This window comes from Lamprobacter sp., assembly GCF_034860625.1.
In the GTDB taxonomy this organism is placed as follows: Bacteria; Pseudomonadota; Gammaproteobacteria; order Chromatiales; family Chromatiaceae; genus Lamprobacter.
Map to the genome: position 1 here is coordinate 1 of NZ_JAYESN010000027.1, position 23,482 is coordinate 23,482.

20 protein-coding genes are annotated in these 23,482 nt (G+C 60.6%); 15 read left to right on the forward strand and 5 right to left on the reverse strand.

Translation table 11 applies throughout. From position 1 onward, the window contains the following. Positions 1 to 1,112 precede the first annotated feature (1,112 nt). Positions 1,113 to 4,328: a M4 family metallopeptidase gene (locus VBE63_RS09305; protein WP_323682741.1), complete on the forward strand. Its 3,216-nt coding sequence runs from the start codon at positions 1,113 to 1,115 to the stop codon at positions 4,326 to 4,328. 135 nt (positions 4,329 to 4,463) lie between these two features. Further along, complete coding sequence (locus VBE63_RS09310) at positions 4,464 to 5,669, forward strand: TraB/GumN family protein (RefSeq protein ID WP_323682742.1); 1,206 nt, start codon at positions 4,464 to 4,466, stop codon at positions 5,667 to 5,669. Positions 5,670 to 5,731: 62 nt separating this feature from the next. Here the strand turns inward: VBE63_RS09310 and yacG are convergent, their stop codons facing one another. Then, the gene (yacG, locus tag VBE63_RS09315; RefSeq protein WP_323682743.1) at positions 5,732 to 5,953 is read right to left on the reverse strand and encodes a DNA gyrase inhibitor YacG; all 222 of its coding nucleotides are present in this window, start codon (positions 5,951 to 5,953) and stop codon (positions 5,732 to 5,734) included. 7 nt (positions 5,954 to 5,960) lie between these two features. After that, on the reverse strand, positions 5,961 to 6,728 hold the full coding sequence (gene zapD / locus VBE63_RS09320) for a cell division protein ZapD (RefSeq protein WP_323682744.1): 768 nt from the start codon (positions 6,726 to 6,728) through the stop codon (positions 5,961 to 5,963). 195 nt (positions 6,729 to 6,923) lie between these two features. Here zapD and VBE63_RS09325 point away from each other — a divergent pair, with 195 nt between their 5' ends. The 8 genes from VBE63_RS09325 (at position 6,924) to VBE63_RS09360 (ending at position 16,334) form a co-directional block, all read left to right on the forward strand. Beyond that, on the forward strand, positions 6,924 to 7,673 hold the full coding sequence (locus tag VBE63_RS09325; protein WP_323682745.1) for a YebC/PmpR family DNA-binding transcriptional regulator: 750 nt from the start codon (positions 6,924 to 6,926) through the stop codon (positions 7,671 to 7,673). Between the two features lie 140 nt (positions 7,674 to 7,813). Beyond that, entirely contained in the window at positions 7,814 to 8,347 is a 534-nt protein-coding gene (ruvC, locus tag VBE63_RS09330) for a crossover junction endodeoxyribonuclease RuvC (RefSeq protein WP_323682746.1), read from the forward strand. 10 nt (positions 8,348 to 8,357) lie between these two features. Beyond that, entirely contained in the window at positions 8,358 to 8,975 is a 618-nt protein-coding gene (gene ruvA, locus VBE63_RS09335; RefSeq protein ID WP_323682747.1) for a Holliday junction branch migration protein RuvA, read from the forward strand. Between the two features lie 95 nt (positions 8,976 to 9,070). Further along, positions 9,071 to 10,168, forward strand: a complete 1,098-nt coding sequence (gene ruvB, locus VBE63_RS09340) for a Holliday junction branch migration DNA helicase RuvB (protein ID WP_323682748.1) — start codon at positions 9,071 to 9,073, stop codon at positions 10,166 to 10,168. 306 nt (positions 10,169 to 10,474) lie between these two features. Then, the gene (locus tag VBE63_RS09345) at positions 10,475 to 12,433 is read left to right on the forward strand and encodes a dynamin family protein (protein ID WP_323682749.1); all 1,959 of its coding nucleotides are present in this window, start codon (positions 10,475 to 10,477) and stop codon (positions 12,431 to 12,433) included. Beyond that, a complete protein-coding gene (locus tag VBE63_RS09350) occupies positions 12,426 to 14,309 on the forward strand; it encodes a dynamin family protein (RefSeq protein ID WP_323682750.1) in 1,884 nt (627 codons plus the stop codon). Before VBE63_RS09345 ends, VBE63_RS09350 begins: the two co-directional genes overlap by 8 nt. Then, positions 14,306 to 16,003 carry a dynamin family protein gene (locus tag VBE63_RS09355; protein WP_323682751.1) on the forward strand — a complete coding sequence of 566 codons (1,698 nt, stop codon included), beginning with the start codon at positions 14,306 to 14,308 and terminating at the stop codon, positions 16,001 to 16,003. The genes VBE63_RS09350 and VBE63_RS09355 overlap by 4 nt, the downstream gene beginning before the upstream one ends. Next, positions 15,978 to 16,334 carry a hypothetical protein gene (locus VBE63_RS09360; RefSeq protein ID WP_323682752.1) on the forward strand — a complete coding sequence of 119 codons (357 nt, stop codon included), beginning with the start codon at positions 15,978 to 15,980 and terminating at the stop codon, positions 16,332 to 16,334. Before VBE63_RS09355 ends, VBE63_RS09360 begins: the two co-directional genes overlap by 26 nt. A gap of 58 nt (positions 16,335 to 16,392) precedes the next feature. Here the strand turns inward: VBE63_RS09360 and VBE63_RS09365 are convergent, their stop codons facing one another. From VBE63_RS09365 to VBE63_RS09375, 3 genes are all read right to left on the reverse strand, one after another. Next, positions 16,393 to 16,656: a type II toxin-antitoxin system HicA family toxin gene (locus tag VBE63_RS09365; protein WP_323682753.1), complete on the reverse strand. Its 264-nt coding sequence runs from the start codon at positions 16,654 to 16,656 to the stop codon at positions 16,393 to 16,395. Beyond that, positions 16,653 to 16,985 carry a hypothetical protein gene (locus tag VBE63_RS09370; RefSeq protein ID WP_323682754.1) on the reverse strand — a complete coding sequence of 111 codons (333 nt, stop codon included), beginning with the start codon at positions 16,983 to 16,985 and terminating at the stop codon, positions 16,653 to 16,655. The genes VBE63_RS09365 and VBE63_RS09370 overlap by 4 nt, the downstream gene beginning before the upstream one ends. 169 nt (positions 16,986 to 17,154) lie before the next feature. Further along, a complete protein-coding gene (locus VBE63_RS09375) occupies positions 17,155 to 18,438 on the reverse strand; it encodes an ATP-binding protein (RefSeq protein ID WP_323682755.1) in 1,284 nt (427 codons plus the stop codon). A gap of 245 nt (positions 18,439 to 18,683) precedes the next feature. On the opposite strand from VBE63_RS09375, the gene ybgC reads away from it, so the two are divergent. The 5 genes from ybgC to tolB are packed head-to-tail and all read left to right on the forward strand — an operon-like array spanning position 18,684 to position 23,414. After that, the gene (gene ybgC, locus VBE63_RS09380) at positions 18,684 to 19,151 is read left to right on the forward strand and encodes a tol-pal system-associated acyl-CoA thioesterase (RefSeq protein ID WP_323682756.1); all 468 of its coding nucleotides are present in this window, start codon (positions 18,684 to 18,686) and stop codon (positions 19,149 to 19,151) included. Then, entirely contained in the window at positions 19,141 to 19,815 is a 675-nt protein-coding gene (gene tolQ, locus VBE63_RS09385; RefSeq protein WP_200240277.1) for a protein TolQ, read from the forward strand. The genes ybgC and tolQ overlap by 11 nt, the downstream gene beginning before the upstream one ends. A gap of 56 nt (positions 19,816 to 19,871) precedes the next feature. Continuing rightward, positions 19,872 to 20,324: a protein TolR gene (gene tolR, locus VBE63_RS09390; RefSeq protein ID WP_323682757.1), complete on the forward strand. Its 453-nt coding sequence runs from the start codon at positions 19,872 to 19,874 to the stop codon at positions 20,322 to 20,324. Positions 20,325 to 20,334: 10 nt separating this feature from the next. Continuing rightward, complete coding sequence (gene tolA / locus VBE63_RS09395) at positions 20,335 to 22,011, forward strand: cell envelope integrity protein TolA (protein WP_323682758.1); 1,677 nt, start codon at positions 20,335 to 20,337, stop codon at positions 22,009 to 22,011. Between the two features lie 23 nt (positions 22,012 to 22,034). Further along, the gene (gene tolB / locus VBE63_RS09400) at positions 22,035 to 23,414 is read left to right on the forward strand and encodes a Tol-Pal system beta propeller repeat protein TolB (protein ID WP_323682759.1); all 1,380 of its coding nucleotides are present in this window, start codon (positions 22,035 to 22,037) and stop codon (positions 23,412 to 23,414) included. Positions 23,415 to 23,482: the final 68 nt, after the last annotated feature.

The following is a 23,482-nucleotide window of genomic DNA, read 5'->3' on the forward strand; positions in this document are numbered from 1 at the left end:
AATCAGGAGCAGCAACAGCAGTACGGCTAGCTGATCGATCACGCCGGGCTTCCTCGAGCAACGAACCGTCGGGTGGCAAATTCAGGATCGAATTGTACGTTTCGCCGTATGCCATAGCGATCTCTTTCATGGCGATCATGAGTTACTCCGCGATAGCCTCCTATTTTTATCAGAGCGCCTTCTTGCATGCAAACCTAAATCTATCCAGGAAAAGAACATAAATTCAATAGCTTACAGAGTAAAGCAATTGCTTCGTTAAGTTACTTTTGATCGATATCAAAAATAAACCATAATAAATATAGGGAGAAACCCGCTTTGAACTATACTGAGCATTCGGTGGAATGCCTTGTACGCCTCGTACCTCGTTGGCCGTAGCAGTTGCACATGGTCAACAAACACTAAGCGTCAGCGATACCCATGCAGCCACCATGCGGCATCGAATATCGTTGCCGCCGCGTCGGTTATCGCGCGTTAACCGAAGGCACAAACTAATGTCCCATTTGCGAGCGTTCAGTTACTTTCTTCTTGCTCTGGGTCTAACCACTCAAATCGGTTTAGCCAGCACCCAGGGTGTAACGGGAAGCACTCTTCCGTCTACTACAGCACCATCGATCAAGCCCCGAGCGGCGTTACCTCTAGCCGACAATGTGACCGAGCGGCTTCGGTTGCTACCGATTGCGGTGTGGCCACAGTCATTGGCCCCACCTCAGAACAAAGTCGATGACAACGATCAGACTGCCTCGCTCCACCCGCAAGCACAGGCCTTACGCGATCAACTCAAGTCATTGCTGGCCGGCGAAGCCGTTGGTGATCCTCCGGCCAGCCTATCGACCCCACACCATGCGCAGCAGCAACCGGCATCCTCCGGGCCAACTGGGCTGCCGCCCGGAAAACCAGTGCCCCACGGACTGGCCAGCGGTCAATTGGTTTCCCACGCAGCCACACAAGCCAATGGCGATGATTGGAAGGCTATTAGGCCACTGACTCCGGCGCGGGAACTACATGTGACTCCGGGGCCTGCGGGGACACCACGAGAACTGTCTCGAATACCGGGCAAGACAGTGCTCAACAACGCTAGACAGGTGACTGGTCGCGGCATTTTGCAACCATCGGTGAGCACCACCCGCGCCGCGCGTATCACCGAGTCGGAACACCTAGCGACCGCGCGCGCCTTTCTCCTCGCCTATCAGGCTTATCTACGCCTAGACGCCCCCGATGCAGAGCTGGTGGTGGAACGCGTCATCACCGACGAACTGGAGCGTACTCATATAGGCTACAGCCAACAATATCAAGGCATCCCGGTCTGGCCCGCCGGTTTAACCGTACATCTTGATCCAGCTGGAAATGTCGATCTATTCAACGGCACCTATATTCCGACGCCGTACCAGGTCGATATCGAACCTCGTATCGACGTGGCAACAGCCGAGGCCACGGCACGCGCAACGGTTCCGGAGGGCGAACAAGCCAACCTGTACCAAGACGACCTGATCATCTACGCCGAAGAAGATGCCCCACCCCGTTTAGCTTGGCGTTTGCGCCTTGCAGCGCGATTAGACGCCGACTGGCTAGTGCTGGTAGACGCCCACACTGGCGCGGTTTTACAGGCTGGCAACGAGGTGCGCTTCAGCCCGGTCAGCGGCTCGGGGGTCGATCACCAAGGTGCCACTCGGCCATTGGACGTCTGGCTCCACAGTGATGGGCGCTATTATATGATTGATACATCGAAAGCGATGTACGATCCAGCCTCAAGACCACCTGATATCAGAATGACTCAGGGCACTATCGAGATTTACGACCACAGGAATCAGCCTGATGAGTTGATTCCTGTAGTGCCTTTGTCGTTGGCATTTTCGACTAGCCTGAATTCGGGTTGGTTGGGCGATGCAGTGAGTGCTGCTGCTAACCTATCGTTGATCTATGATTATTATCTGGAACGTCATGGCTACAGTTCCTTTGATGATGCGGGCACTAAGGTAGCAACCTTTGTTCGAATCGGTGAAGATTTTGCTAACGCCTATTGGAATCCTAACTTTAAAATAATGGGCTATGGGGATGGCATGACTTTGTTGGATACCGTTGCCCACGAATTCCATCACGGGGTAACTCAGTCCACTGCTAATCTAGAATACCGTAATCAATCTGGAGCCCTCAACGAAGCATTTTCTGACATCTTCGGCGAAAATGTCGAGGCCTACGTAAGAGGCGATGCCGACTGGGTCCAAGGTGGTGACCTTGGAAGCCCGGTGCGTTCTCTACGCGATCCTGGATCATTAATTGAAGATCGGCAAACGATGCTTCCTTATCCAGCCAAGGCCAGCGAGGAGCGCAGTGATTTGTATATCGACTACGGGGCAGGCGTGCATTATAATTCTACCATCGCTAGCCATGCCTATTATCTTCTCGCTGCAGGTTTGCCCGATGCTATCGGCATTGATCAGGCCGAACGCATCTTCTTCCGTGCCCTCAGGGTCCACTTAAGTCCACGAGCCAGATTCGTCGATTTACGCTTAGCAACCCTGCGCGCGGCCGAGGAACTTTTCGGTGCTAGCTCACGCGAGGCGGCTAGGGTGGCAGAAGCATTTGATGCCGTCGAGATCTATGGTGCCGCGCCGACTCCACCACCAGCCCCGACACCAGCTCCGGCCGGGGAGGACAGCACTTTATTCACCCGATGGGACGGCTGGAACTGGCAGCTCTGGCGCCGCAATCCAACCCTTGGCGATCCACAATCCGGCATCCAGATAACGACTTCCGGCATCGCCTACCAAAAAATTTCGGTGAGTCGCGACGGCCAGACCGCACTCTACCTAGACGCCGGCAATCACATCTGTCTGATCACGCCAGCGTTGGGTGAGCCAGAATGCCTTGGCGAACTCGTCGTAAGTGCTGCGGCAATGTCGCCTGATGCTCAGCATTTCGCGGTTATTTTCCCAAGTGTCTTCGGCAATCCGGAGTCCGATCCAGAAGCGGTGATCCATTACTTTAGCCTTGATGGTGAAAGCGAACTCAGCATTGAATTGACGTCTCCAACGATCGGTGGCTCTAATCTCGCCACGGTTCTACACGCCGATGAAATGACGTTTGAGCCCAACAACCGCTACCTAATCTACGACGCTCTCAACCGGCTGGAGATTGAGACTGGTGGTTATCTATACGCTTGGAGCCTGTACGCCGTCGATCTTCTCAGCGGCTCAATTCTCCATATTGTGCCAGCGGCATCTGGCCTGCAAATCGGTAACCCGTTCATGTCCGCTAACAGTGACAGACTGTTGACCTTCGAAGTCTACGAAGAGGCGACCAACACTACCAAGGTCTATACGGCTGATCTGCAAAGCGGTGAGACCGACTGGCTCGTGCAACTCGGTGGGGGGATATTCGGCCGACCAGTTTTTGCTCGGGACGACCGGGGGCTGCTGTTCTCGGCGCACAATCCTAATACATGGAGTGGAGTCGATCTTTACCGGCTTGACCTCGATAGCACTGGCCTCGTTGGGGTCGGCCAGTCCCGTTTGTGGCTAGCAGATGCCGACCGCGGATTGCCCTATCGCGAGGCCGACTACCAAGAACTCAGTTTGGCATTCGTCGGCGGTGGCAGTGGCAGGGTTGTCAGCGATCCAGCCGGTCTTGATTGCAGCGCTGATTGCCGTAACAGCTTCCTCAGCGGACAGCAGATCAAACTGAACGCAATCCCTGAAACTGGCTCTAGCTTTGGTGGATGGAACGGCGCTTGCAGCGGCACCGCTCAATGCTCCCTATCTATGTCTCGTTCGCAGGCGGTCTCGGCCCGGTTCAACAAAAATACACGGCATCGAGTCGAAGTCTCGAGTTCAGGCGATGGCACCATACGAAGCATACCGGCAGGTATTTTATGTGGGCGAGTCTGCACTAGCCCATTCACTGAAGGAACAAGTGTTGTGCTAAAGGCGACACCGGTCAGTGGCGCACGTTTTGTCGGTTGGGATGGTGCTTGTAGTGGCGACGGTGATTGCACACTGAACATGAGCGAGAATCAGAAGGTGCACGCTAGTTTCGAGCCGCTTGAAGATATTGATATGTTGGTGTTTGCAGATGCAGTGATTCGGTATTTGGCTGGTGATGCAGTTCTTTCCGAAAATCTGCTGGCTGTTTTTGCCCGTATATTGAGTCGCCAGGTGACCTTTGATACAGAGAGTGGAACGATTGAATACGGTGCTGCTTTTGACAATCTGCTATCCGTTTTCACCTTTGTCGCGACTACGAGCCTGATTGATCGCCCCAGCTCTCCTTTCGGTTATGGAATTCGAATTGCAGAAGCTAAGGAACGGGCAAAGGCAGAACTTTTGAGGTAATCGGTCAACGCCCCTCTGCCTGCAGGCGGGGGGCTTGTCTGAACACGAAGCGCGGGATTCGTTAGCTGTCCGGCAGCGACAGACGCGCACGCTGGGTATATCATGCGTGTTCGATTTGCACCCGCCGCTGTATTCGTGAGTACTCAACAGCCAGAAGAACCCATTCGCGAGGCCCAGGTCGGTCCGACGCAGATCACACTGCTTGGGACCGCGCATGTCTCCAAGGCGAGCGCTGATAAGGTAGCCGAGCTGCTAGGCCCAGAGGGTCTTGAGGTCGATGCGGTGGCCGTGGAACTCTGCCGCAGCCGGGCGCAGTCGATGACCGATCCCGATGCGCTGGCGCGCCTAGACCTGTTCGCCGTGATTCGTCAGCGGCGAGTCTACATGGTTGCCGCCAGTCTGGCCTTGGGCGCCTATCAACAGCGCATTGCTGACCAGTTCGGTATCGAGCCGGGGGCCGAGCAGCGCATGGCGATGCGGTTGGCGGAGGCGCGCCGCTTGCCCTTGCTGTTGATCGATCGTGAGGTCGGCACCACGCTGCGCCGCGCCGCGCACAACCTTGGCTTCTTCCAGCGATTCAGCCTGTTTAGCGGCCTGCTGGCTGGCTTGCTGACGCGCGATAAGGTGACCGAGGAGGAGGTCGAGTCTCTCAAGCAGGGAGACATCCTCGAGACCGCCTTTGCCGAATTTGCCCAGGATCGCACCAGTCTGTATGCGCCGCTGATCACCGAGCGCGACCGGTACATGGCAGCACGCTTGCGGCAAGAGGCCGAGCAGCAGGGCTACCGGAAGATCCTAGCGGTGGTCGGTGCCGGGCACCTGAAGGGCCTGTCAGAACAGCTCGAGCGGGATGCTGAGCCACCTGAGATGATCATCGCCACGCTGGACCAGGTTCCACCCCCGTCGCGCTTCTGGCGCGTCTTTCCTTGGGTGGTGGTGGTGGTGATTCTCGGTGTCTTCGTCTATGGGTTCACACGAAATACCGAGCTGGGCTGGCACATGGTTGCCGACTGGGTGTTGATCAATGGCGGTCTGTCGGCCTTGGGGGCGGCGTTGGCCGCTGCGCATCCGCTGACCGTGCTCGGCGCCTTTTTTGCCGCGCCGCTGACCTCACTGAATCCGACCATCGGAGCAGGGATGGTCGCTGGAGCCTTGGAGCTTTCGCTGCGGCGACCAAGCGTGGGTGACTTCGGCAGCTTGCGTGATGATGCCACCAGTCTGCGCGGCTGGTGGCGGAACCGCGTCTCGCGGGTGCTGTTGGTGTTCATCTTTAGCACCATTGGCTCAGCACTGGGGACCTATCTCGCCGGCTTTCGGATCATCGACCGCCTCGTCACCTGATCAACCCGCCTACTGCGGAGGGTGTGGCGCCGGCCCGGAAGAGACCACTCGGAAGAGGTCACTCAATGACGCGGCTCGACATCCCCCTCATCGAGGCTTGGCCAGTGCTCTGCATCCGCCCCGCCATCTGCGCTGTCGAGGCTTTCGCTGATACGGTGCGTCTCATCGAGCCAATCGCCGAGGTCGATGAGCTTGCAGCGCTTGCTGCAGAAGGGGCGCCAGCGTGAGTCTGGCTCCCAGATCACCTGCTTGCCGCAGGTTGGACAGGCAACGGCCATGGGCATGGTTCGATCAGAATACGCAACAGGTGAGCATGAAGGGCACATCTTCCTGCGCTTGCAGTGGTCGGCCGGCCTGATTGGCCTGCATGAACCGGATGCTGAAGCGGTTCTTATGGCCGCTGATCTCCGGATACACTGGCCAGTCTGGCGTGATGGCGACCCGCAGTAGCTGAGCGGGTGCCTGAGTGTCTAGCGCCTCCTGGAAGAAGGCTTCCGGCGCGACCAGCTTGCGTGGTCTGGCGCTGGTGCGGGCCAGCGAGAGCACCAGCCGAATGGCTTGGCTCACGGAATGCATCTCATCGGTCCAGCCGTCGATTCGGGCGCGCCGCTGCTCGACCGGCTGAGTGAGAAAATGGTGATAGAGTGGAACGTCGAAGCTACAGGCGCCACCGGGGATGCTACTGCGTTGGGCAACTGCCTTGAGAAAGCTGTCATCACGCGCTCGGCTGCAGATCTGGCCGTTGATCTCATGAATATCCGATGCGGCACGCTCCAGCTCTCCGAAGACCTCCTTGAGGGCGGTCGGGTCGACGCCGGGCTGATTGCGCACGCGGGCGAGGGTCGAGAGGTTGCGGTCGATCTCCTTGAGCAGCTCGGTCTTGATATCGGCGCGGGCGGTGATGGCGACGATATCGAGCAAGCACTCAATCGCCGCGCGCGTGCTCCATTGCGCCGGCTGCGCGACGAAGTAGTCGAGCTTCTCGAACAGGTGCTCGAGCCTCAGAAAGGTGCGAATACGCTCGTTCAGGGGATGCTCGAAGATCATTTCTTGCGACACGATGCGGCTTCCGTTAGTCGCTTCCGGTAGCGGTGATGGCGATAGATTCTGCGGCATCCAGGGTTCAGGGTAAAGGCACCAATCTGACCGCTGCGCTGCCGTCGCACTGGGGCCAGTGATAGACTGGCGCCGATTTCCGTATTCCATATTTGCTGAGGCCTCCGGATCACTGGGGGCCCGAATCGAGGGAGCCACATGGCCGGTCATAGTAAATGGGCCAATATCAAGCATCGAAAAGCGGCGCAAGACAAGAAGCGCGGCAAGGTTTGGACCAAGCTGATCCGAGAGGTCACCGTTGCGGCGCGTGAAGGTGGCGCTGATCCAAACTCGAATCCTCGGCTGCGCCTGGCAATGGATAAGGCCTTTGGCGCCAATATGCCACGTGATACCGTCGACCGTGCGATCAAGCGCGGTGCGGGCGCCGATGATGCCGACAATTACGAGGAGATCCGCTACGAAGGCTATGCCCCCGGTGGCGTGGCCGTGATGGTGGATTGCATGACCGACAATCGTAACCGAACCGCCTCCGAGGTGCGCCATGCGTTCAGCAAGTACGGTGGCAACCTAGGCACCGACGGCTCGGTGGCCTACCTGTTCTCGAAGCAGGGTGTGGTCAGCTTTCAGCCTGGCACCGACGAAGATGCGGTGATGGAGGCGGCGCTCGAGGCCGGTGCCGAGGACGTGGTGGTGAACGATGACGGCTCACTCGATGTGATCACCGCGCCCGAGGAGTTCAGCGCCGTCTGTGATGCGCTGAGCGCGGCGGGTTTCGATACCAGTGTCTCCGAGGTCAGCTTCAATGCGGCGACCCAGATCGAGCTTGATGCCGAAGGCGCCGAGAAACTGCTGAGGATGGTCGATGCGCTTGAAGACCTCGATGACGTGCAAGAGGTCTACAACAACGCCGACATCCCCGACGAGGTCATGGCTGCGCTCGACGGTTGATGCGGATGCAGATGCAGATAAATAAGCAGACAGCTGAGCAGAGCACTGACACAGTCAACTGCACAGCCTACTGAACGCCTACTGGGCAACCACCCTGATCGTCCTGCAAGCTCCTATGCCCTTAGTCAGTCAGTTCGCCCATGGCACAGTCGCCGCTTAGGCATCGCGTGCTTGGCATCGATCCTGGCTCACGCAATACTGGCTATGGCGTGATCGATACCGATGGGCAGCGCAGCGTCTGCATCGCCAGTGGCTGCGTGCGGGTCGGGCAGCATGCCTGGCCAGATCGGCTGGGTCTGATCTTCGATCAGGTCGCGGCGGTCGTCGCTGAGCATCGCCCGCACGAGATGGCTGTCGAGCAATTGATCTTTGCGCGCGATGCGACCGCGGCGCTGAAGATCGGTCAGGCGCGCGGCGCGGTGCTTTGTGCTGGGCTCAAAGGCGGTGTCGTCGTCCACGAATACAGCCCTAAGTCGGTCAAGCTCGCCGTGGTCGGCTCCGGCAATGCGGAGAAGCGTCAGGTTCAACACATGGTGCGGATACTCTTATCGCTGAGCGATCAGCCGGGCGAAGACGAGGCCGATGCGCTCGCCATCGCCCTCTGTCATGCGCATTCGATGGGCATCCCGCAGCGCAAGCGGGCGGCGGCGAGCTGGCGGGATTTCCGGCCATGAGCAACCACTTATGATTGGCCGTCTGCGCGGCGAGATCATCGCCAAACATCCGCCACAGGTGCTGATCGACTGCGCCGGCGTCGGCTACGAGGTCGAGGCGCCGATGTCGACCTTCTACGAGTTGCCCGCGGTTGGCGAGACGGTGACGCTGGTCACCCATCTGCTGATCCGCGATGACGCGCATGTGCTCTATGGTTTTCGCAGCGAGCATGATCGGGCGCTGTTCCGGGCCTTACTGCGGGTCACCGGTGTCGGCGCCAAGATGGCGTTGGCGATCCTCTCCGGCATGGATGCGGCGCGCTTCGCCCAATGCGTCGAGCAAGAAGACATCGTGATGCTGAGCCGGCTGCCTGGCATCGGCAAGAAGACCGCGCAGCGGCTGGTGATGGAGATGAAGGATCGGATCGCGGAACTGGGTCAGGTGCCGGCTGCGAGGCAGACCTTAGGCGCAGAGCGGGCGACGGCGCTGGCCGCGCCTGATGATCCGTTAACCGACGCCGTCAGCGCGCTGGTCGCGCTCGGCTACAAGCCGGCTGACGCGAACCGCATGGCGCGCGCCGCCGATGATGGTGCGAAGACCTCGGAGGAGATCATCCGCACTGCGCTGCGGGCGGTGACGCCGAGCTAGCAAGGCGTTGGTTGCCCGATCGGTGCGCGTCCTCAGTGCCAACGGAATTCCTCATCAACGAAAGCCCTTTAGGGTTCAAGCTTTAGGATTCCACAGTGACCGAGCCAGAGCGCCTGATTAGCCCCGCAGCCGCAGACGATGATAGCGCCCTGGATCGCGCCATCCGTCCGCGTCGTCTCGCCGATTATGTCGGTCAGCCGGCGGTCTGCGAGCAGATGGAGATCTTCATCGGCGCCGCGCGCGGTCGTGGTGAGGCGCTCGACCATACCCTGATCTTCGGTCCCCCTGGGCTCGGCAAGACCACGCTGTCGCACATCATCGCCCACGAGATGCAGGTCAACCTGCGCCAGACCTCGGGCCCGGTGCTGGAGAAGCCCGGTGATCTTGCCGCCCTGCTGACCAATCTCGAGTCCGGCGATGTGCTCTTCGTCGACGAGATTCATCGCCTGAGCCCGGTGGTCGAGGAGGTGCTCTATCCGGCGATGGAGGACTTCCAACTCGACATCATGATCGGCGACGGGCCGGCGGCGCGCTCGATCAAGCTCGATCTGCCGCCGTTCACGCTGGTCGGCGCCACCACCCGCGCGGGGCTTTTGACCTCACCGCTGCGCGACCGCTTCGGCATCGTGCAGCGGCTCGAATACTACTCGGCAGAAGACCTGGCGCGGATCGTCCGCCGTTCAGCCGAGATCCTGGCGATCAAGACCGATGTCGATGGCGCCGCCGAGATCGCCCGCCGCTCGCGCGGCACGCCGCGCATCGCCAACCGGCTGTTACGCCGGGTGCGCGACTTCGCCCAGGTGCGTGCCGACGGCGAGATCAGCCGCGAGGTCGCCGACCTAGCGCTGGCGATGCTCAAGGTCGACGCGCGTGGCTTCGATCACATGGACCGGCGGCTGCTGAGCGCGGTGATCGAGAAATTCGACGGCGGGCCGGTCGGGGTCGAGAGTCTCGCCGCCGCGATCGGCGAGGAGCGCGGGACGATTGAGGACGTGCTCGAGCCGTTCCTGATCCAGCAGGGCTATCTGATGCGCACCCCGCGCGGGCGCATGGCCACCAAGACCGCCTATCAGCACTTTGGCCTGATGCCGCCGCAGCCGGATTTGCTCGATGTTGAGCCAAGCCAGGCGGGGCAAGCAGCGCCGTCAGGCTTGACGGGGGGGACGGATCTGTTCGAATCGCCGCTCGATTGAAGAGCTTGGTTGGCTCTTAACTGCTACTTGATGCAGGTGATGGTTGCCCATCTAAGCTGAGATGCTGCGCGTGGGCGGTCTTGTCTTGCTTCATCTCGTCAGGCGGGGCAGCGCGATGCCTCCTTAAGCTGTTGTGGTGACAGAACTTGGCCCGCCCTCTCTGCTTGTCGAGCTGTTGGTGGGCCTGGAGGCCGGTGTCCTAAGCGGGTTGATGGCGCTAAGATTGCGGATGGCGTCGTGGTCGCGGCGGTTTTTGGCGCGCGGCCCGTCAATTCAGGATCTCACTCGCAAGGTATGCCTATCGTCATGGAACCTGCTCATCGCGTCGACAACCACCTAGACACACTGACCGGCCTGATCGATGAGGCCGCCAACATCGACGGACTCACCCCGCTAGAACTCTCTGCTGAACGTGCACTGCTAGAGCAGTTGCGCGAACACCAGGACCGCCCGCTACGTGTTGCGATCATCGGCGAGTTCAGCACCGGTAAATCGACGTTCATCAACGCCGTGCTCGGTCAAGAACTGCTGCCCGCTCGCTATGTGCCCACCACCCGTCAGCTAATGTGCATCTGTCACGGCGCAAGTCCGGGTCAGGTCTCCTTGGCGATGACAACGGCTCACGCAGCGGAACACATCGCTGATAACAGAGAGGATGTCCTGCCGGTTTCGGCGGCCTCGATCGAACCACCTGAAGCATTGCGGCCCAATGCTGATTTAGCTCGGCCCCTGTCAGCGCAAGCGATCATCGATCTCGCGGACACTGGCCAGCCGTTGGAGATCAAGCTGCCAATCCCGGCGCCTTGGTCAGATTTTCACATCTACGACACACCCGGCGTGAACGATGCGACCAGCATGGCGGAGTCGGTGATCTTCGACCTCATGGATCAGGTGGACGTGGTGCTCATGATGTTGCGTGCGCAACAGCCCCTGACGGCGTCGGAGTCCGACTTCCTCAGTCACCTCGTGCGCCACAAGGATCTCGATAAGTTCTTCTTCAACATCAATTTCTGTGACGGCATTCCGGTTAGCGAAGCCACTTCCGTGCGCGCCTATGTGGTTGAAACGCTAGGCGAGTTGCGCAATTGGCCGATGCAGGCGTTGAGTGAGCGCCTTTTTCTGTGCAGTGCGCGTCAGAGCCTGGATGCCGCTCTCGGTACGGCTGATCCGCTGGCCAGCGAGCATCCGAACGAGCATGGGCTCCTGCTCACGGCCGTCCACGGTTATGCCTCGGCACGCAAACAGGCGCTGCTGAGAGAGGCTACTGACAGCCTGCTGCGCTTCGTTGCGGAGTCAGCGGCAGACAAACTGAGCGCGGCGTTACAGATCGTCGATGATGAGGACGCGAGTCACGGTCAGGCGCTGATAGAGATCAACCAAGCCATCACCGACTTCCGGGTGGCGATTCGCGAGGAAGAACTGGCGCTTCGAGTGCGCATCAGTGACCGCAAGGCAGTCCTGCTGCGTGATGTCGATAGCGCCTTCGATGATATCGCACGAGACTTGCAAGACTGGGTCGCCAACACCCCCGTTCAGATGCTTGCCGGCGATGGTGCTGGCAAGCGCTTGCGGATGGCCGTGGAAGAACGCTTGACGCGCTTATTGGAAGACTTCCGCGAGGATCTAAGCGGCGCTTTCCAGGATCTGGATCAGCGTATCCTGCCGATGGTTGCGCGCGCGAGCGCCCGCATCGATGGCATTCGCCAAGACTTTGACCTCGGACCCTTGTTGGCAACCACCAGCCTCGCCACGGCAGGCTATCTTGTCGTCAGCGCGGCGTTACCCTGGGTGCTCGGAGCGACCGGTGTCTTTGCTGTGACGGCGGGTCTTGCCAGCCTCATCCCTGGCGTTGGTGTCACCATCGGCGCGCTGCTCGGTGCAGGGGCAGGCGCAGCCGCCAGCAACGCGCCGCAGTTGTTGCGCGGAGCCGCAGGAGGCGTTGCGAGCGGCTACGGCTGGATACGCGATCTCATCCGCGACTGGCAGGAGCAACAGAGTCGCGCTGCCTACGCCCGACAACTCGCCACCTTGATCGATGATTTGCGCCCACAGGTGAAGGCGCGTCTCGATCAGGCCATCGACCCAGAGCAGATCACCGACGGTGTGCTCAATGCCCGCTTCCCCGAAGCCTTGATATTGGAGGAGCGCCGCTTGCTCGCCAAGCGGCTAGAGCGCGACCAGCTCCGCGAATCGCGGCAGCGCATCGAGGCCCTGCGTGCCGGTTTCATCGCGGCGATCCCGCCGGTGAGGGCGTCCCATGACTGAGCGAGTGAGCTTTGAGCCGCGCAAACAGCAGTTGCAGGCGCACTATGATCGGCTGCTTGCGGTGCTCGAAACCGGCGATGTGATGCCAGACCCAGCACCGGATCTGGCCTTGCTGCGCGCCGCACGGGATGCGCTCGATGGCGACTTGCGGCTCCGTGTGCTGCTGGTCGGGGACTCCAGCACGGGCAAGAGCAGCTTCATCAATCGCTTCTTGCTCAACCAGGATCTGTTGCCGGCCTGGTCCACGCCGACCACCACCTTCCCGACCCGCATCCGCCACGGTCAGCAACTGCGCGCCATCCGCTATCAGCCGTCAGCACGGGAGGGCGTCGACCTGGAGGAAGAGGTTGTCACTGACGACATCGCCGAGACCCTCAAGGCCTGGGTCTCGACTGCGGGGAATCTGGTGGCCGACGGGAGTTCGCCCGTCTTTGTCGAGACCCCGACGCTGCCTGCCGGACTCGAGATCGTTGACGCACCCGGACTCAATGACCCCAACCCCGAGCGCATGAAGTTGACGCTCGACTACCTCAATCAGGCCGACGGCGTCCTGTTCTTCATCAACGCGATGCGGCCTTGGACGCGCTATGAGGAGACGGTCTTCGAGGGCGAAGTCCTGAGCCGTGAACTGTTCGGGCGGCTCTCTATCGTGGTCAATTACTGGGATCAGATTGAGGCCTCGCAACGCGACGAGGTGATGGCGTATATCGATCAACGTGTTCAGGCATCGTTGGCCAAGCGAGCCGCGGCGACAGGCGCTGCTCAAGCCATCCCGATCCTGCCCGTCTCAGCTAAAACTGGCGAGAATACGGCGCTGATCCAAGAGCAGGTCTGGGACGTCCTCAGCGCCCGCAAGTCACAAGAGGTGCTGGCGTTGCGGATTCGCCGCTTCAACCAGGAACTGACAAAATACGCGAAGATCCTGGATGACCGCCTCATGCTGCTGGGGTTGGATGCCCAGGGACAGGCTCGGCGACGGACCCAACTGCAACAAGAGATCAAGGACTATGAACAGCAGCGCGAGGCCTTCTTGCGCAACCTTCAGCGTCTACTCGTGCCCGACTTCCAGCAGTATCAAGCGCAGTTCCAGCGTCTGTTTGAAGGCATGAAAGACGCTGTCATGGATCTGGAGAACGACGCCCTGGCCTTGTGTTCCGCCGAGGAGATCAATGCCCTCTTGTCACAACGGCTAAGCCACCTCCAGAAGCAAACCGTTCGCAAGCTGGAGGCCATGGATGCCGCCTTCTTGGAGCGTCTTCGGGCAACCATTGAAGGCCAGAAGGCCAACATTGGCATCTTGCCGAGCACCGCCCTGACCATGGAGGAGTATGTGCTGCGCTGGCAAGGACTCGATGGCGCACCTCTTGCTGAGAGCGCGCCGATCGCCATGGGGGGGATGGGGCTCGCGGGGCTGCTGGTTGGAGCTGGCACCGCCTGGCAGACGGCAACCGTGGCCACGGCGACGCCGGGTGCGTTGGCAACGATCGGCGCCTTTTTCACCGGCGCTCCGGCTGCGGCGGCGTCCAGCTTCATGCTCTTCGGCGTGCCGGCGATTGCGATCGGTGCTCTGCTGCTCGGGGGTGCCTACCTGATGAAAGCGAAAGGAAATGACAACCTCAGAAAACAGGTTCGTGCCGCCTGCATCCAGTTGACCGAGAAGATCGATGATGAGCAATGGAAGACGCTCGATCAACTCAAGGCAAATCAGTCTCAACGCATCTCACAAATCTGCGCTGACGTTGACGATGACATCGCGCGAGCGTTGCAGGAGCGGCTCACGGAGCTTGAAGCGATCCAGCAGATCGAGGATCAGGGGGCTGCACTGAAGGCCCTGCGGGACCAGATCGCTGGATTAGAATTGCGGGTGAATGGATGAGTCAGTCCAATAAGGTTGAGGTGCTGCGCTGCGATCAGCGCGTTGTCGCGGCGAAGAAGATCGAGAAGGTGTTCGCAGGGCATCATGCATCGATGACCGCGATCACCAGACGCATCCGGCATCTGGCTGAGGCCCCGCTCAGCGTGGTGGTGCTGGGCGAGTTTAGCGCCGGCAAGTCGAGCTTTCTGAACCGCATCCTGGCAACCGATGCCTTGCCAATGGCCATCTTGCCCAAGACCGCGACCCTGACCCGGCTCGTCCATGCCAACCAGGACGAGATCGGCCGGGTTGAGATCGACCGTCGGGGTGCGCTGGGCATTGAGACCGAGGTCATCAGTCATCAGGACTTTGCCGAGCTACAACGCGCAGCGAAGGTGCATGATATCCATGTGGCGCAGGATCTCGGACGTATCCTTGAGGTCCGGGTCTTTCTCGATGACCCATTGCTGACCAAGCTACAACTGGTCGATACCCCTGGCTTCAATCATGATCAGGCCATGGATGAGCGCACCCTCGGCATCCTGGATCGCGCGGATATCGTGCTCTGGATCACCGACGCGGTGCAGCCGGCCAAGCAAACCGAGTTCGAGAAACTGCGTTTGTTGAAGGCAGGCGGTAAGCGTATCTGGCTGATCGTCAACAAGGCGGATATCAATGTGACGGATGCGGAGACCTGGGAAGAGTCTCGGCACAGCCTGGAAACCTACTTCAACGACATCGGCTTCCTCGACTTCTTCGAGGCCAAGACCATTGAGCTGATCTCCTGTCGCGAGACGGGGTCGTTCTGGGATGACAAGTTCGCGCAGACCAAGGCCCGTTTGGGAAACGAGATCTTCAATCTGGACCTGCTCTGGTCCCATCGGCTGGTAAGCGATGAGTGGGAGCGGCTCAGGCAGACCTTGGAGGATGAGGCGGAACGCTATCGGGAACTCGAGCGGCGATGCGATGCAATGCAGGCTTTGACCCAGGCGCAAGCTCGGGCGGATCAAAGCCTGGCGGATGTGCATGCGGCACTGGCCGAACCCCTTGAGGATCTGCACAGCGCTTTATGGAAGCATGCTCAAACTGGGCGAGAGGCGGCTAAACAAGGAACGCCATCCATGACCGCCTTTGTCATGGACTATACGCGCGAACCGGTCGTGCGTGCATTCCAGGCGCTAGCAAGCGCTTATAAGCAGTTCATTCGAGAGTGGCAGGCCCAGCAGCTGAGCGAATCCATCCAGTTGCTTGAGGTGGTTCAGGGCGCCTTACCGCAAGCCCATGCAGACTTGCGCGCGGAGGCGCTGACGCTACGGGATTATCATCGGCTGCTGTGGCAGCGGTTGTCAGAATCCGACCGACGCCTCGGGTGGTATGGCCTTCCTGCGCTGGATCGGACGGTTGAAGTGCTTGATCACATCAGTATTCAGTTCGAGGCCATTCAAGAGTGGCGGTTTTGTCTGACCATCGACGAGGATGACGTGCTGCCGGTTGGGATCTCAGGAACGGTGATGACCCTAACGAAGTACCGCGAGCGCCAACTTCGAGCGGCCTTGGAACAGGATTTCCGTGCTGAGGTGGAGCGTATCGTTTGCGATCCGGCCTATCTGAACCTGTTGGCAAACCTGAAAGCCCTCTGCAACGGGGCCAGCGAGCGTCAAACGGCAGCCCTGACCCTCTGGAGAGACCATGCAGCAAGCCCTGACTCTGACTGAACAAGAACGTTTGTACTTCATGCAGGCGCTCAATGCGGTGGCCTATCACAACAAAAATCCGGCGAGGATCTGGCTGGAGTTGCTGCGCCAGTGCCGCGAACTCTTGAATGTGGCCAAGGCTGACTATCAGTTCCAAGCCGGCGTGCCTGGTATTGTCGAAAAGGTTAATAAGATCAAGAGCCCACGTGCTCGCCTGTATTTTCTTCGACTCATTCATGATGCCCATCTCCGAGAGGTGGAGGATATATTTTGGAATGGCGACAAGATGGCATCGCTGACGTCATTTAAGCGCATCTACAGCCAGCTTGCGGAAGCCACTCAGCTTTACTAATCGAGGCGCTGCCGCATCTTCGTGAGCCGAAGGGGTGGACTGCTAGCGACCAGGGCCGCTACCAGAGCCAGTGCCATTTTCGACGCTTATCGACAGCACGATAGAGGCCTTTGCGGGTGGTGCCGGCCTGTTTCGCCATGGAGTCGATCAAGTCGAGGCTGAAGGGAGCCTTTGGGCAATCGACCGTCACCTTGTAGAGTTGCTGCGGATCGCGGCGCTCCCACTGTTCATGCGATGTTCCGCGTCCTGGTGTTGGCGCAAAGCCCAGGGTTTTGAGTGCGCGCTTGACCTCCGCGCAGGTCAGCGGAGGCCAACGGCTCACGGACGCTGTGATGAGATCGTGAGCGGCATGTCACGGATGAAGTCGTGTACCGAGCGGTGCAGCAGGACGCTCGCGATGTGGAGATGGGCGAGATAATATTTAACGGGCTGTCGAAGGGGCGCCTTGCGCGGGATGAGCTGATCGAAGTAGGCGCGGTCGACCGTGAAGGCTTCTTCGACATACTGGTCGATCTGGGCATCGAGTTTATTGCGCGCCTCTTCGCAGGTTTCGCCTTGAGCGGCAAGACAGAGATCGATACAAACAGCAACCCAAAGCCTTGGCCCTTGGTGTTCTGCGTAGCAGCGCAGGCGGAGTTGGTTAGGAAACATGAGGTTGGCTACTGGCTACTGGCTACTGGTTGCTGGTTGCTTTGGCTATGTGTTGACTGACGAGATTCTCGTTTTTAATACCTGCCGGCGATTGGCGAGACAGTGAGGCGGGTTATGTTAGCCACAATCGACAGGGGCGACCGATTGTTCGGTTCGCAGGGGGTCGCCCCTAACGACCACAGCCAAGCGAACCAGGCGCACCAAGCGCGCCGATCGGAATCGCTGTCACGCTGGCCGAGAGCGGTGCCGGCGTCTGCTTTAGACAGATGACCGCACCATGGCCGCTTTCGCGCCCCAGCGATTCAACCAGGCTGAAGCTCCGGCTGGCATGCTGGCTCGGTGTCGCGGTCTTCTTGATCTCAATGGGATAGAGTTTTTGATCCCGCTCGATGAGCAGATCGATCTCGCGGCCATCACGATCCCGGTAGAAGAAGAGTTGAACCGCCTCGCCGTTGTGCCAATAGCTCTTCAAGACTTCAGCGACGGCATAGGTCTCGAGGATCGCGCCTGACATGGCGCCGGCCTCTAAGGCTTCCGGCGTGGTCCATTGCGCAAGATAGGCGCAGAGCCCGGTGTCGAGAAAATAGAGCTTCGGCGTCTTCACCAGCCGCTTGGTCAGATTCGAATGCCAGGGTGGAAGCAGATAGACCAAGCCAGCGCCTTCTAAGATTCCAAGCCAGGCCTTGGCGGTCTTCTGGTCGATATCGACATCGCGGGCTAGATCAGCATAGTTGAGCAACTGACCGGTGCGCACGGCAGCGGCCCGCACCAAGCGCAGAAAGGCACCAGTGTCGCCAACGCGCGCCAGCGCCTGGACATCGCGTTGTACATAGGTCTGCAGATAGGAGCTGAAAAACAGGTTATGCGGGATGTTCTCATCTAGAGCGAGCCGCGGAAAGCTGCCACGCCAGATCCTGCGATAGAGGTCGAGCAACCCGGTCGACGCCGACTCCGACCTGTGATCGATCCGCTCGTTTCTCTCGATCCGCTCGATCCAGTCTGGCGAAGGCAGGAAGGGCGTGGCCTCCTTAGCATGCCCAGCGCACTCCGCAGCCGAAAGACCGAGCAGATCGAGAATCGCGACCCGTCCGGCGAGCGATTCGCTGACGCCATGCATCAGATGAAACTTCTGCGAGCCGGTCAGCCAGAACTGACCTGGCATCTGGCTCCGATCCACCTGAAGCTTGATCGCGCTAAACAGCTGCGGCGCATACTGGACCTCGTCGATCAGCAGCGGCGGCGGATAGCGCTGCAGGAACAGCGCCGGATCGCGCTGAGCGAGATCGCGCGCGTCGAGATCATCGAGCGTGACGCATCGGCGCTCTGGGTCAGCGCATTGTTCGAGCAGCGTGGTTTTGCCGACTTGCCGCGGGCCAGTGAGTAGCAGAACCGGGAAGCTCTGCGTGACCCGCCTGATCGTGCTGGAGAGCGTGCGTGAGAGTAGCTTGGGCATCAACGGTTCGACTGATCAGGAGTATTAATCCAGATTAGCCGAGGATGCGCTTTTCTACAATCAAACATAACCCGACAGGCGCGTCGATTCGCATTAAGGTGCCACTGCGGGATGAGTCCGAAACTGCGATCACGCAAGCCATGGCTTTTGTAGCGAATCAAGGTACACTCGTCGGCTGTTCCGAGCAGTATCCGAGCGCGGCGACCGGCGTGCGCCCTTCAACCGCTGTACCTTGATCCGTTGCTATGTCCCCGCAGGCCCCTGCATTCGAATGGCCGGTGCGTGTCTACTATGAAGACACCGATGCCGGTGGCGTCGTCTATCATGCGCGCTATGTTCAGTTTCTCGAGCGCGCCCGGACCGAATGGCTGCGCTCGCTTGGCGTCGAGCAGACGCGATTGCGACGCGATCAAGGCATTCTGTTTGCGGTCCGCAAGCTGTCTCTGGATTTCGTGCGGCCGGCTTGTTTGGATCAGGCGCTCCGGGTCACGGTAAGGATTGCTGATCGGCGCGGCGCCTGCCTCGATTTCGACCAGCAGGTGTTAGATGCCGCCGATGGACATCTGTGCTGCCGTGCCCAGGTGAATGTCGCTTGTATTAACGCTGAGCGGATGCGCCCAATGCGGATTCCAGAGGCCTTGCTGGACGCCTTTTCAACCGCATCAACCAACACAGACGCCCTTGCCAACGGAGACATCGCCCATGGGGTCTGAGCTGTCACTGATCGATCTCGTCGCGCAGTCCGGGCTTGTCGTCAAGCTCGTCTTGCTGCTGCTCCTGCTGGCCTCGATCCTTTCCTGGGCGGCGATCTTCGATCGCGCGCGCGTCCTGCGTCAGGCGCGCTCGACGGCCGATGCCTTTGAGCAGAAGTTCTGGTCCGGCGGCGACCTGAGTGCCCTCTATCGCGATCTGGGCCAGGAGGAGCGGCGGTTGACCGGTCTGCCGCTGATCTTTCGCAATGGGTTCAAGGAATATGTGCGCCTGCGCAAGGTGACACCGAACGATCTTCAGGGGCTGATCCTGGGCGCTGAGCGCTCGATGCGGGTCGCGTTGAGCCGCGAGGTCGATCGGCTTGAAACCAACCTGCCATTCCTCGCCACGGTTGGCTCTACCAGCCCCTATATCGGTCTGTTTGGCACGGTTTGGGGCACCATGCACGCCTTTCAGGCGCTCGGCAACATGCAGCAGACGACCTTGGCGTTGGTCGGACCAGGCATGTCCGAGGCGCTGATCACCACCGCTGTCGGGCTGCTCGCAGCGATCCCGGCCGTGGTCGCCTACAATCGCTATGCGAGTCAGGTCGAGCGCCTGCACAATCGCTACGAGGAGTTCATGGAGGAGTTTTCGATCCTCTTGCAGCGTCAGGGTCGAGGCTGAGCTCTAGTGTTCCATCCAGCTCCACGTCTAGCGCGACGCCTGATCGAGCCAGCATCATGACCAGGAAAGCGCGCCGCCAGCGTCGCGGGCCGATGGCCGAGATCAACGTCGTGCCTTACATCGACGTGATGCTGGTGCTCTTGGTCATCTTTTTGGTCACCGCGCCTTTGATCACCCAGGGCGTCAAGGTGGATCTGCCGGAGGCTAATGCCCAACCGCAAGCCGGCGAGGGTGCGCCGCCGGTGATCATCCATATCGATCGCTTCGGGGATACCTATCTCGATTTCGGCGATGCCGACCTTGCACCGGTTGATCAACAGCTGCTCTACGAGCGCTTGCGCGCGGCGCGCGCGGCTGATGCGACGCTGGCCGTGGTGGTGCGTGCTGATGCCAGCGTTGATTATGGCGTTGTGATCGAGGCCATGGTGGCCGCTCAAGCCGCTGGTATTGCGAGTGTGGGCCTGGTGACCCAGCCTCCCGTTGGTGGCTTGGGCGAGGAGCGCCGCTGACAGGCGTGCCATGTGGGAGATCCTGCAGCGTTTTCCGAGGGCCTATCTCTGGTCGACCCTATTGCACCTGGTGGTGGTTGTGCTGCTGGTGGTGGGTATCGATTGGCGGGTGCAAGATCGGCGTCTCGGTGCCTTCGAGACGATGATCCAAGCGCAGATGGGTCAGTCGGCTGAGATCGCCGCGCAGGTTGCCGCGCTGCAGGCTGGCGCCGATGAGGCGCCGGAGATTGAACAAGTAGAGCCTGATTCGTTGCCGGAATCCGAGCCTGAGTCTTTGCCGGAGCCGGAGGCCAAGCGCGAGGCCGAGCCAGCGCCTTTGCCGCAGCCTGATCCGTTGCCCATCCCGGAGCGGGTGCCACCAGAATCCGAGCCTGAGCCTGAGAGGGCAGAGCAGCGCTCTCAGTCTGAGGTGGATGCAGCCGCGCAGAGAGAGGCCGAGCGTCTGCGACAAGCTGAGCTTGAGGATCAACGTCGCGCCGAAGAGGCGATGCGTCTTGAGGCTGAACGTCAGGCCGAGCGTCAGGCCGAGCGTCAGGCCGAGCGTCAGGCCGAGCGTCAGGCCGAGCAAGAACGCCAACGTCAGGCTGAACAGGAGGCGCAGCGCCGTGCTGAAGCAGTAGAGCGCCGCGAGGCTGAGCGCCAAGCGCAGCTCGAGCAGCAACGCCAGGCTGAATTAGAGGCTCAGCGTCGGGTTGCGGAGGAAGCGAGACGTGAAGCTGAACGTCAGGCCAGGCGAGAGGCGCAGCGGCGGGAGGAGGAAGCGGCGCGCCGAGAAGCCGAGCGTCAGGCGGAGTTGGAGCGCCAGCGTCAAGCCGAACTGGAAGCCCAGCGCCTAGCAGAAGAGGCCGCGCGTCGCGAGGCCGAGCTTGAGCGGCAACGCCAGGCCGAGCAAGAGGCCCAGCGCCTTGTAGAAGAGGCCGCGCGTCGCGAAGCCGAGCTTGAGCGGCAACGCCAAGCCGAACTAGATGCGCAGCGGCGTGCTGAGGAGGAGGCCCGTCGAGAGGCTGAGCGTCGGGTTGAGCAAGAGCGCCAGCGTCAGGCTGAACTAGAGCGCCAGCGTCAGGCTGAGCAAGAACGCCAGCGCCAGGCCGAGCGGGAAGCGGCACAACGCCGTGCCGAGGAGGAGGCGCGCTTGGCGGCTGAGCGCCAAGCAGAACGGCAGGCCGAGCTTGAGCGCGAGCGTGAAGAGCTGCGCCGCATTCGCGAGGCCGAGCAGGCCGAGGCCCGCCGCCGTGCGGCTGAGGAGGCTGCGCAGGCCGAGCGCGAGGCGGCGGCCAACGCGGAGCGAGAGCGACGGATGTTGGAGGCACTGCAGGCGGAGGAGCGTCGCCAGTCAGGCTCCAGTGGTCAGACTGGCGGTCAAACAGGTGGCCAGTCTGGCGCCCAGCCGAGCGCGGCGACGCAGGCCCAGATCGCCAGCCGTTGGGTGCCCATGATCACGAATAAGGTGCGCCAGTATTGGGTGCGGCCGCAGGCTGCCAGTGCTGACCTTCGAGCCGTTGTCAATCTGCGCCTCGAGCCTGGTGGGGCGGTGATCCCTGGCAGTGTCCGCATCGTCGAGGGCAGCGGCCAGGCGGGTTTCGATCAATCGGTGGTCGCCGCCATCTATCGGGCCTCGCCGCTGCCGGTGCCCATTGGCGACGAGTTTGAGCTATTCCGCGATTTCAACTTTGTCTTCCGGCCTTGAGCCGGCGACCCGAGGGAGATGAGATGATGCAACGCTTACGCCTCGCACTGGCCCCTGTACTTGCTTGCCTTTTCGTGCTCTTGAGCGCCCAGGTGCACGCCAAGCTCACGATCGAGGTCACCGGCGGTGTCGAAGGCGCGCAGCCGATTGCAGTGGTGCCGTTCGGCGACATCGATGGCGCGCGACCTAGCGTCGATCTCGCCAAGGTGATCAGCGACGACCTCGCCCGCAGCGGTCGTTTCCGCTCAATGCAGCGTAGCGAGATGCTGAGCCTGCCGCATCGTCAGGACGACGTCGACTTTCGCGAATGGCAGCTGCTGGGGATGAATACTTTGGTGATTGGCGAGGTCAGCCCGGGCGAGGGTGGCGGCTTCAGCCTGCGCTGGAGCCTGTTCGATGTCTTCAGCGGCAATCAGTTGGCTGCCGATTCCTTGCGCTCGACCGAGCGCGGGCTGCGCAATGCCGCGCATCGGATCGCCGACCAGATCTATCTCGCGCTGACCGGCGAGCGCGGCGTGTTCGCGACCCGGATCGCCTATGTCACCTCCGGCAGTCGCCGTGCTGATGCGCGTGTCACGCTGAGGGTCGCAGACGCCGATGGCTTCAACCCGCAGACCATCGTCGACTCCGCCGAGCCGATCATGTCGCCGGCCTGGTCGCCCGATGGTCAGCGCTTGGCCTATGTCTCTTTCGAGAAGCGCAAACAGGCTATCTTTATCCAGGAGCTGACCACGGGGCGACGTGAGCGCGTCGTCAGTTACGATGGCATCAATGGCTCGCCGGCCTTTTCGCCGGATGGGAGCAAGCTAGCGATGACGCTGTCGAAGGACGGCAGCCCAGACATCTATGTGATGGATCTCGCGACGAAGGCGTTGACACGTTTGACCGATCATTTCGCGATCGATACCGAGCCCGCTTGGTCGCCAGATGGGCGCCATATCATCTTTACCTCGGATCGCGGTGGTCGCCCGCAGATCTACCGGGTGGGGGCCAGCGGTGGTCCAGCGCAGCGAGTGACCTTTGAGGGCGATTACAATGCGGCCGCCAGCTACTCACCGGATGGCCGCTCGATGGTGATGGTGACGCGAGTCGGCGGTCAATTCCGTGTCGTGATCACCGATGCCAACGGCGGCTCGCGGCGCCTCTTGAGCAATGGCGCGTTGGATGAGTCACCCAGTTTCGCGCCCAACGGCAGCATGGTAATTTACGCCAGCCAAAACAATGAGCGTGGCGTGTTGTCAGTCACTCCCATCGCGGGTGGCGCGGGTCAACGCCTATCGCAAGAGTCTGGTGAGGTCAGGGAGCCAGCCTGGTCGCCATTGTCGCCATTGTCGCCATTGTCGCCATTGTCGCCATTGTCGCCATTGTCGCCATTGTCGCCATTGTCGCCATTGTCGCCATAATCCAGCATCCTCCAGCATCCATGAATTGGCCTAGAGGGTCGAGACGATGCTTTACATCACTATTGCAG

What these genes read in the sequence shown, in the direction of transcription:
- yacG (WP_323682743.1), bottom strand. Translation starts at nt 5,953, where the DNA reads ATGCCCATGGCCGTTGCCTGTCCAACCTGCGGCAAGCAGGTGATCTGG.
- VBE63_RS09325 (WP_323682745.1), top strand. Translation starts at nt 6,924, where the DNA reads ATGGCCGGTCATAGTAAATGGGCCAATATCAAGCATCGAAAAGCGGCG.
- ruvC (WP_323682746.1), top strand. Translation starts at nt 7,814, where the DNA reads ATGGCACAGTCGCCGCTTAGGCATCGCGTGCTTGGCATCGATCCTGGC.
- ruvA (WP_323682747.1), top strand. Translation starts at nt 8,358, where the DNA reads ATGATTGGCCGTCTGCGCGGCGAGATCATCGCCAAACATCCGCCACAG.
- VBE63_RS09345 (WP_323682749.1), top strand. Translation starts at nt 10,475, where the DNA reads ATGGAACCTGCTCATCGCGTCGACAACCACCTAGACACACTGACCGGC.
- VBE63_RS09350 (WP_323682750.1), top strand. Translation starts at nt 12,426, where the DNA reads ATGACTGAGCGAGTGAGCTTTGAGCCGCGCAAACAGCAGTTGCAGGCG.
- VBE63_RS09355 (WP_323682751.1), top strand. Translation starts at nt 14,306, where the DNA reads ATGAGTCAGTCCAATAAGGTTGAGGTGCTGCGCTGCGATCAGCGCGTT.
- VBE63_RS09360 (WP_323682752.1), top strand. Translation starts at nt 15,978, where the DNA reads ATGCAGCAAGCCCTGACTCTGACTGAACAAGAACGTTTGTACTTCATG.
- VBE63_RS09370 (WP_323682754.1), bottom strand. Translation starts at nt 16,985, where the DNA reads ATGTTTCCTAACCAACTCCGCCTGCGCTGCTACGCAGAACACCAAGGG.
- VBE63_RS09375 (WP_323682755.1), bottom strand. Translation starts at nt 18,438, where the DNA reads ATGCCCAAGCTACTCTCACGCACGCTCTCCAGCACGATCAGGCGGGTC.
- ybgC (WP_323682756.1), top strand. Translation starts at nt 18,684, where the DNA reads ATGTCCCCGCAGGCCCCTGCATTCGAATGGCCGGTGCGTGTCTACTAT.
- tolQ (WP_200240277.1), top strand. Translation starts at nt 19,141, where the DNA reads ATGGGGTCTGAGCTGTCACTGATCGATCTCGTCGCGCAGTCCGGGCTT.
- tolR (WP_323682757.1), top strand. Translation starts at nt 19,872, where the DNA reads ATGACCAGGAAAGCGCGCCGCCAGCGTCGCGGGCCGATGGCCGAGATC.
- tolA (WP_323682758.1), top strand. Translation starts at nt 20,335, where the DNA reads ATGTGGGAGATCCTGCAGCGTTTTCCGAGGGCCTATCTCTGGTCGACC.
- tolB (WP_323682759.1), top strand. Translation starts at nt 22,035, where the DNA reads ATGATGCAACGCTTACGCCTCGCACTGGCCCCTGTACTTGCTTGCCTT.